Below are 7,702 nucleotides of genomic sequence, written 5' to 3' on the forward strand. Positions count from 1 at the left end.
CCTCCGGCAGAACCCCCCGACCTAAAGTCGATACTGGCGATACACTTGAGCAGCAGCACGATGTAAGAGCGAATGACGGTAAACCAACCCTCGCATATCCTCGCAATATCCCCCTCCAATCACACAGGCAACGGGATATCTAGCGGCCAGACAAGTGCTTAATACCTGCATATCCCGACGAAAAATGCCTGTATCACTGAGGGCTAATTTACCCAGGCGATCGCCTGCATGAACATCAACTCCCGCGTCATACAAGACTAAATCAGGTTGAAATTGGTTGAGTAAATCCGGTAAATAACGGGCGAGGGTTTGCAAGTATTCATCATCCTCCATTCCCACGGGTAAAGGAACATCTAAATCACTGGTTTGTTTTCGCCCGGGAAAATTGGCCTCACAGTGTAGAGAAAAAGTAAATACATCCGGGTCATTTTTAAAAATAAACGCTGTCCCATCCCCTTGATGCACGTCTAAATCCACAATTAAGACTTTGCGAATCCCTGCTAATTTTTGGATCATCCGCGTGGCGATCGCCAAATCATTGAAAATACAAAACCCTGACCCAAAATCTGGAAAAGCATGATGGGTTCCTCCGGCAGTATTACAAGCTAATCCATACTCTAATGCCAGTTTTGCGGTCAAAATTGCCCCACCAATGGAGATACAAGTGCGATGGGCGATCGCCTCACTCCAGGGTAATCCAATCCGCCGCTGTGCTTTGGGGTCGAGAGTGCCTTGGCAGTATGCCTGAACATATTCTGGGACATGAACCGACTCAATCCAGTCCTGGGGTGGCAATTCCGGCGCGTGACACTGTTCGGGAGTGACAATGCGATCGCCTACAAGCATTTCATAAAGTAACCGAAACTTTTCCATCGGGAAACGATGGGACGGAGGCAGAGGGGCCACATAATCAGGATGATAAACGATGGGTAAGTCCATTGGAGGTCCGGTTTAGCAATGCCAGGGTCAACTCAACTTTAAAATCTAATTTAAACTCTAAAATGGGGGTTATTGATAAGAATCAGGAGGGCGATCGTGCAATTCATCACTTGGCAGTCTGGGAATAGCAATCCCGAGAGGGTTGAACATTTCGAGACAATCCGGCAATGGTGGCGCAATCTCAATGGCAAAGAGATTACCTTGCGCCAGCGCATCCTGTCCGAAACCGGCGATGTTGGAGAATTGGATTGGGAACCCCAACGCTTTGACGAAACCTTTGCGATCGCCAATCCCGATATACGCGGCATTACCCTTTATTGGCAAAAACCCGGAATGTCAGACGAACGCAATACCACCGTCCGACAACTACAACTCGACCCCAAACGGCAGCAACTCTACATTTATCCCCAATCCCAACCCACCCTCGTCATGCAGATCGGACTCGCTGCCTTGAAATATCAAACCTTAACCTTGAGAGAAGCCGAAATTTTTGTAGAAGACAATCAAACTTTAATTTTACGAGATACCACCCGATTAATCGAGGTCAAACTCAAACTAGATGCTGAGATAATTTCTTCCCTGAAACAACAATTGCCCGAATAAAATAACCAGGCACTCCAGTGTGCCTACGGGTCTAAAATTGTAAAATTGGAAATGTTTTCTTGAATTTATCCCCTTCAACCCATTCATTATGTCTTTAGAAACTCCAACTCCACCAATCGATACTCTCCCGAAAAAAGGGAAAAAATTACCTTCAAAAGTTATTATCAAACTGGGCAAATTTGTCTGGACAACCATCTGGCAACTGATGATGTCCAAACTTGCTCCCCGCAATCAGACTGGGGAATATATTCGTCCCACCAGCGAGTTTAGAAATTCCGTAGGAAACCAACCGGAGAACCCCTATCCCCCGGCAACGCAACGGTATCGCCTGTATGTGGGATTAGGCTGTCCTTGGGCGCATCGGACCCTCGTGGTGCGATCGCTCAAAGGATTAGAATCGGCCATTTCTGTGGCGATCGTTTCCCCCTCTCCCGATGCCGGAATCTGGGTCCTGGACCAACCCGAATACGGCTGTCAAACCCTCCCGGAATTGTATGCGATCGCCCGTCCCGGATATCAAGGACGCAGCACCGTTCCAGTCCTATTTGATACCCAAACCCAGACCATTGTCAACAATGAAAGTGCTGAAATCATCATCATGCTCAATGCAGAATTTAATGAATTTAGCACCCATCCAGAACTCGATTTATATCCCGAACACTTACGAGAAAAAATAGAATATTGGAACGATAAAATTTATCCAGCCATTAACAACGGCGTCTATCGCTGCGGATTTGCTCAAAGTCAAACCGCATACAACACCGCCTGCAATGAACTCTTTACAACCCTAGATGAAATAGACGCTGTATTGGAAACAAATCGATACTTATGCGGCGACACAATAACCCTAGCCGATGTTCGCCTATTTACCACCATATTTCGCTTTGATATCGTCTATCACGGCCTTTTCAAATGTAACAAACGCCGCATCCAGGACTATCAAAACCTCGGACCCTATCTCCGGGATATCTATCAACTCCCGGGAGTAGCAGACACCTGTAACCTTGACAGTATCAAACGAGACTATTACGGCAACCTCTTCCCCTTAAATCCCGGGGGAATCATCCCATTAGGACCCACTATCACCAACTTAAATGAACCCCACCATCGCGATGCCTTAACCCATTCCCCAAGTTCGTAGTAACGACTTCAGTCGTTATTTTCTTTCGTTTGTAGTAACGACTTCAGTCGTTCTCTTCTCATGTTCGTAGTAACGACTTCAGTCGTTATTTTCTTTCGTTTGTAGTAACGACTTCAGTCGTTATTTTCTTTCGTTTGTAGTAACGACTTCAGTCGTTATTTTCTTTCGTTTGTAGTAACGACTTCAGTCGTTATTTTCTTTCGTTTGTAGTAACGACTTCAGTCGTTATCTTCCTTCGTTTGTAGTAACGACTTCAGTCGTTATCTTCTTTCGTTTGTAGTAACGACTTCAGTCGTTATCTTTCTTCGTTTGTAGTAACGACTTCAGTCGTTATCTTTCTTCGTTTGTAGTAACGACTTCAGTCGTTATCTTCCTTCGTTTGTAGTAACGACTTCAGTCGTTATTTTCTTTCGTTTGTAGTAACGACTTCAGTCGTTATTTTCAGAATTTCAGAAGGCGATCGCTCTTTTTGTGTCTTCACAGTAATTGCCCGGGATAACGACTGAAGTCGTTACTACGAACAATCCGGAAACGACTGAAGTCGTTACTACGAACAATCCGGAAACGACTGAAGTCGTTACTACAAACAATCCGGAAACGACTGAAGTCGTTACTACAAACAATCCGGAAACGACTGAAGTCGTTACTACAAACAATTTGGAAACGACTGAAGTCGTTACTACGAACATGAAGAACAATCAGGTTTTCTGGGTTTTAAAAACCGATCGCCTTTAGCATTGCCAGATGCTTCTTCAAAGGGGCGATGGTATTGGCTGCGATCGCCCCACTGGCGGCAACGGCAGGTAACCCTATTCCGGGAAAGGTGGAATCACCACAGCACAACAACCCCGATAACGGCGTCGTTGGACCCGGAAAAAAGCCGCTTCCGGCAGCAATAGCAGGACCATAGGAACCCCTGTCCCGACGTAAAAACCGCTCATGAGTCAGCGGCGTTCCCACCAAGGTTACCTCACATCGCTGCCGAATATCCGGAATAATGCGTTCCAATCCTTGCCACATCACCTCCGCCCGTTCTTGCTTCAACTCTTGATAAGCGGCACTATTGCGCTCAAGTCCCGCCCATAAATCATAGGGCTCATTCCCCGGAGTATAAACATGAATCCCGTGCTTTCCCGGTGGTGCGAGGGATGGGTCTAACACCGAGGGAATCGAGACTAAAACGACATTTTGCGGGGCTGTCACTCCTTGACTCCAGTCGTTAACAATGATATAATGACAGGCTAAATCCGCCGGTAATCCAGTGGCATCAATGCCGAGGTGGAGGTGCATGAAACTCTCACAAGCGGGAGTGGCTTGACGGCGATCGCGAAACGATTTCGGAACCGCATTCTCGGGTAATAGTTTCAATGTATCCCACACCGACGCATTGGACACCACCGCTTGACGGGCGTGAATCACCGTTCCTCCCCGCAGACGCACGCCAACAGCGCGATCGCCTTTGACCAGCACTTGTTCTACATGAGCATTCAGCCGTAACCGTCCCCCTTGTTTTTCCAGTCCCCGGACCAAGGCATCTGCGATCGCGCCACTGCCGCCAATCGGGTACTCTAGCACCACCCCCGGTCGATACCATTCCGCAAACATAAACGCCATTTCTGCGGCGCTAGTCCCCGATGCAGGCAGTCCAGAGAGCAGAAAACAGAGCAAATCCAACCAGTTGCGGATAAACGGGTCCTGAATCACCTCATCCATGATGCGACTAAAGGGCCCGGTGAGTTTGACGATGTTTCCCAAGTGAGGCAAAACCGCTGGTGCAAAACGTGCGGAGGCGATCGCCGCCCCCCAATCCCAGCGCAAAGCAGTCGGAGGAATCGCCTTCGCCGCTGCCGCTAACGGTTCCATAACTTGTTGCAACTTCCGCCATTCCTGCACCGCACCCCTGCCGCGCAACTCTTGCAGCACCTCACAAAATGGGTCTGCACCCACGGCAATATTCAACTCCCCTTCCGGAAGATAACAACCCCAAGTATCATAAGTCAGACAAGGCACCGTCTCACCAATGACATCCAACACTTGTTTAAGCGGGTGAGCAGAGGGAGAGTCAGACAAGCCCGAATGCAACGATGGACCCGAATCAAACCGATAGCCATTTCTCGAAAATCCATGCGCTGCACCTCCTGGAATGGTATGACTCTCACAAACCGTCACCGCAAACCCATACTGCGCCAATAATGCAGCACAGCACAATCCACCAATTCCACTCCCAATGACCACAACATCGGTGAGTTCTTCCCCAGATGGAGGAGGGACAGAATCAAAGGGTTGAGAGACAGGAGTCACAGTTTGTTCAGAGATTCAGGACAGGATTTGCCCATGATATCAGCAAATAGATCGAATCGTTCCGGCAAAGATTATGGCAACGATTAAACAACCTAACATTCAACCTACTCGGCGGTAGGAGTTCTTGGACTGACTGCAAATTCTAGCTGCGAACGATAGAAACAGACATCGAACTCCATGAAAAAGTTTACCTGCCCCAGAATGAGCGGTACATTTGGAGCTTGTGTCCAGGCAAATACCAGTTGTACAGGCTCAAACTGACCAATGATCCCTTGAGCAAGTACAACACGCGCTTCATACTGAGCTAAATTACCAGTCAGGCTCAGAGCAGTTGTTTGTCTCTCCCATTCGTATCCCAGCTCAATCCCTGTCAAATATGGCAGCACGTTTACACTTGCTCCAGTATCTAAGGGTGTTCCAACAAATAAATCATCCAAGTCCCGATGGTTAAGCACCTAACAAGACTGTATGACGCCGCGCAGGCGAGCTTTGTCCGTGTAGCCCCAGGCTTTCCTAGCGGAACGCTTCGCGAACAGCCTGCGGGTTTTTTGGAGATTTTATATTTTGGAGTTCCCTAATAGCCCGGAGGTCTTGAGTGAACTCTCCTGGTAAACCAAGGTCAAAGGCAGATCTGGACGAAAACTAGCTTCACCTAATGCCGGATTACCCGATAAAAATGGATATCGTTCAGGGTTACCCATCATCTTGAGATTTAGACTCCTGTAGCACTTTTAACATTGTATCTGCTGCCTCATCCGCACCATAAGGCGACCAGACTGGATAAGATTGCTCAGACTGAATCAGACTGGTTTCCTGCTGGGCTAATTCTGAGAGCAGAATCTGCATGATATAGAACTGATCTGAACGACTCAGCGCTCTCAAGGTTGAGATTAATTCCGATGACACCATGTCAAACACTCCGGTTAAGTCAGATTCAAGTTTCTATTGTAATGGCTCCCGTCCGTTGCGGTGAAATTCATGATAGGACTTACGCATTACCCCTCAACGTAGAGGCGATTCGGGAGAGGAAATAGGCAAGTCAGCTTTAATTACTTGCGGCTTTTCCAATATCCAGGCTCACGACTACAATGCATGACTGCCAAAATCAGGATGTAGTCTGGCTCAATTGCGTAGAGAATACCATAGGGAAATCTGCGCGCCATACATCGCCGAACATCTTCTTCATCAACTACAGCATAGCGGGTTGGAGACTCCCTGATCCGATAGACTGTATCCTCGATCGCGCTTATGAATGCTTGCGCGACCTCAACCCCCTGCTCGTTGTAATATTGAACTGCTTCAGCATATTCAGTCAGAGCTTCAGGATGAAAAATATACTTCATGACTCAATCAGCCGTCTGACTTGCGCTAAAGCCTCTTCACCGGAAATGGGTTCAACAGAGCCATTTCGGACCTCATCTCTCCGGCGCTGGGCTTCAGTCACCCAAGCTGCCTGAATTGCTGAGTCAGCACTGAACTCCAAACTTTCCACCAACTTGTCAGCGAGAAGTGCTCTCTCCTCACTAGGCAGGGATAATATTTCCTCAGTCAGTTGCTCAATTGACCGCATAATTTTTGCCAGAATATGGACCTCTCAAATCCATATTGTAGCAGAACATGGATCTCTCAAATCCATATTGATTAGAAATGGGAGTTACGCATTACCTCTAAATGTAGAGGCGATTCGCGAATCGCCTCTACATTGAGGGTGCATTTTCAAAATAGGCGGCTGACAAATCCTGCCCAAGTTGATGAACCTTCAGTAAAATAGGTGCAGTGGTGGAGGGATAGGGTATGGATGGGAATCGGTGGCTCAAGGTGAATCGAAGCCTATTGGGGGAAACGGCGCTGCTAGGGTTGCTGGCGGTGCTGACGGTGGCTGCTGGTGGGCCGGTTTGGGGGATGGTGGGCAATTTTTTGGCGGGGATGGAGGCCAAATTTTTAGGGGAGTTGCTAGATCGGTTTCGCAATCATGGGGAGGTGTTGCGGAATGAGGATTTAGCGAAGGCGGCGGGACGGACGGTGGGGAAAACTTTAGAGAAGCGCATCATCCCCCAGTTCCCGGAGTTGGGCGAGAAATGGGGTCAGGGTTCCTTGCTGATGTTTATGCTTTTTTTGCCGACGCGGATGGTATAATCCCTCTATGCAAACCCGACGCATCACCTTCCGGCTCTATCCCGATCGCCACCAAGAAAGCAAACTGTTTGAATGGCGGCGATTGCATTGCTATCTCTACAATGCAGCCCTATCCAACCGGAAGACTCAGTATCAGAAATTGGGTCATTCTGTCTCATATTTTGAGCAGCAAAATAGTCTGCCCGAATTCAAAGAAGTTTGGCCCGAATTCAAACAACTGGGTTCCCATGCATTGCAAGCAACTCTCAAGCGTGTTGATTTTGCCTATCAGCGTTTCTTCAAGGGATTGGCAAAATATCCTAAGTTCAAATCCATTCGCCATTACTCCGGTTGGACATATCCTTGTCCCTCGGGGTGGAAAGCCGAAACCGATGGGAAGAATGGCTATCTGAAACTCTCCAATTTAGGCAGAATTCAGATGCGGGGACAAGCCCGAACTTGGGGCAATCCCACCACCTGCACCATTGTATATCGTCAGGATAAGGGAACTCCAAAAAATAAAATCTCCAAAACGTTCGTTTGCAGTGACTGCTCAATGGAGTAGTCAATGTAGGGGCGCAATGCTTGCGCCCTCCGGAGGGC

The 7,702-nt window shown here is 48.1% G+C and carries 11 protein-coding genes; 4 read left to right on the forward strand and 7 right to left on the reverse strand.

Annotated elements, in window-relative coordinates; translation table 11 throughout:
- Window positions 1-21 precede the first annotated feature (21 nt).
- Window positions 22-939 (reverse strand): histone deacetylase, encoded by a 918-nt coding sequence (locus NG833_RS27685; RefSeq protein WP_254568491.1) that lies wholly within the window; start codon window positions 937-939, stop codon window positions 22-24.
- Window positions 940-1,035: 96 nt separating this feature from the next.
- Between NG833_RS27685 and NG833_RS27690 the strand changes: the two genes are divergently transcribed.
- A complete protein-coding gene (locus NG833_RS27690; RefSeq protein ID WP_254568492.1) occupies window positions 1,036-1,542 on the forward strand; it encodes a hypothetical protein in 507 nt (168 codons plus the stop codon).
- Window positions 1,543-1,630: 88 nt separating this feature from the next.
- Window positions 1,631-2,683: a glutathione S-transferase family protein gene (locus NG833_RS27695; RefSeq protein WP_254568493.1), complete on the forward strand. Its 1,053-nt coding sequence runs from the start codon at window positions 1,631-1,633 to the stop codon at window positions 2,681-2,683.
- Between the two features lie 449 nt (window positions 2,684-3,132).
- Here the strand turns inward: NG833_RS27695 and NG833_RS27700 are convergent, their stop codons facing one another.
- The 6 genes from NG833_RS27700 to NG833_RS27725 form a co-directional block, all read right to left on the reverse strand.
- Window positions 3,133-3,372 (reverse strand): hypothetical protein, encoded by a 240-nt coding sequence (locus NG833_RS27700; protein ID WP_254568494.1) that lies wholly within the window; start codon window positions 3,370-3,372, stop codon window positions 3,133-3,135.
- A 25-nt stretch (window positions 3,373-3,397) separates the two neighbouring features.
- A complete protein-coding gene (locus NG833_RS27705; RefSeq protein WP_254568495.1) occupies window positions 3,398-4,984 on the reverse strand; it encodes an FAD-dependent oxidoreductase in 1,587 nt (528 codons plus the stop codon).
- A gap of 104 nt (window positions 4,985-5,088) precedes the next feature.
- Entirely contained in the window at window positions 5,089-5,421 is a 333-nt protein-coding gene (locus tag NG833_RS27710) for a hypothetical protein (protein ID WP_254568496.1), read from the reverse strand.
- 256 nt (window positions 5,422-5,677) lie between these two features.
- On the reverse strand, window positions 5,678-5,893 hold the full coding sequence (locus NG833_RS27715; RefSeq protein ID WP_254568497.1) for a hypothetical protein: 216 nt from the start codon (window positions 5,891-5,893) through the stop codon (window positions 5,678-5,680).
- 140 nt (window positions 5,894-6,033) lie between these two features.
- Complete coding sequence (locus NG833_RS27720; protein WP_254568498.1) at window positions 6,034-6,327, reverse strand: type II toxin-antitoxin system RelE/ParE family toxin; 294 nt, start codon at window positions 6,325-6,327, stop codon at window positions 6,034-6,036.
- On the reverse strand, window positions 6,324-6,554 hold the full coding sequence (locus NG833_RS27725; RefSeq protein WP_254568499.1) for an addiction module protein: 231 nt from the start codon (window positions 6,552-6,554) through the stop codon (window positions 6,324-6,326). Before NG833_RS27725 ends, NG833_RS27720 begins: the two co-directional genes overlap by 4 nt.
- A gap of 224 nt (window positions 6,555-6,778) precedes the next feature.
- Between NG833_RS27725 and NG833_RS27730 the strand changes: the two genes are divergently transcribed.
- Window positions 6,779-7,120 carry a hypothetical protein gene (locus NG833_RS27730; RefSeq protein ID WP_254568500.1) on the forward strand — a complete coding sequence of 114 codons (342 nt, stop codon included), beginning with the start codon at window positions 6,779-6,781 and terminating at the stop codon, window positions 7,118-7,120.
- Window positions 7,121-7,127: 7 nt separating this feature from the next.
- Window positions 7,128-7,664 carry an RNA-guided endonuclease InsQ/TnpB family protein gene (locus NG833_RS27735; RefSeq protein WP_375293967.1) on the forward strand — a complete coding sequence of 179 codons (537 nt, stop codon included), beginning with the start codon at window positions 7,128-7,130 and terminating at the stop codon, window positions 7,662-7,664.
- The last annotated feature ends 38 nt before the right edge of the window (window positions 7,665-7,702 follow it).

Origin of the sequence: Oscillatoria sp. HE19RPO (assembly GCF_024220515.1) — a bacterium.
In the GTDB taxonomy this organism is placed as follows: Bacteria; Cyanobacteriota; Cyanobacteriia; order Cyanobacteriales; family Laspinemataceae; genus Laspinema.

Excerpts from the sequence above, each read along its gene's own strand:
- NG833_RS27685 (WP_254568491.1), bottom strand. The coding sequence starts at position 939 with ATGGACTTACCCATCGTTTATCATCCTGATTATGTGGCCCCTCTGCCT.
- NG833_RS27695 (WP_254568493.1), top strand. The coding sequence starts at position 1,631 with ATGTCTTTAGAAACTCCAACTCCACCAATCGATACTCTCCCGAAAAAA.
- NG833_RS27700 (WP_254568494.1), bottom strand. The coding sequence starts at position 3,372 with ATGTTCGTAGTAACGACTTCAGTCGTTTCCAAATTGTTTGTAGTAACG.
- NG833_RS27715 (WP_254568497.1), bottom strand. The coding sequence starts at position 5,893 with ATGGTGTCATCGGAATTAATCTCAACCTTGAGAGCGCTGAGTCGTTCA.
- NG833_RS27720 (WP_254568498.1), bottom strand. The coding sequence starts at position 6,327 with ATGAAGTATATTTTTCATCCTGAAGCTCTGACTGAATATGCTGAAGCA.
- NG833_RS27725 (WP_254568499.1), bottom strand. The coding sequence starts at position 6,554 with ATGCGGTCAATTGAGCAACTGACTGAGGAAATATTATCCCTGCCTAGT.
- NG833_RS27730 (WP_254568500.1), top strand. The coding sequence starts at position 6,779 with ATGGATGGGAATCGGTGGCTCAAGGTGAATCGAAGCCTATTGGGGGAA.
- NG833_RS27735 (WP_375293967.1), top strand. The coding sequence starts at position 7,128 with ATGCAAACCCGACGCATCACCTTCCGGCTCTATCCCGATCGCCACCAA.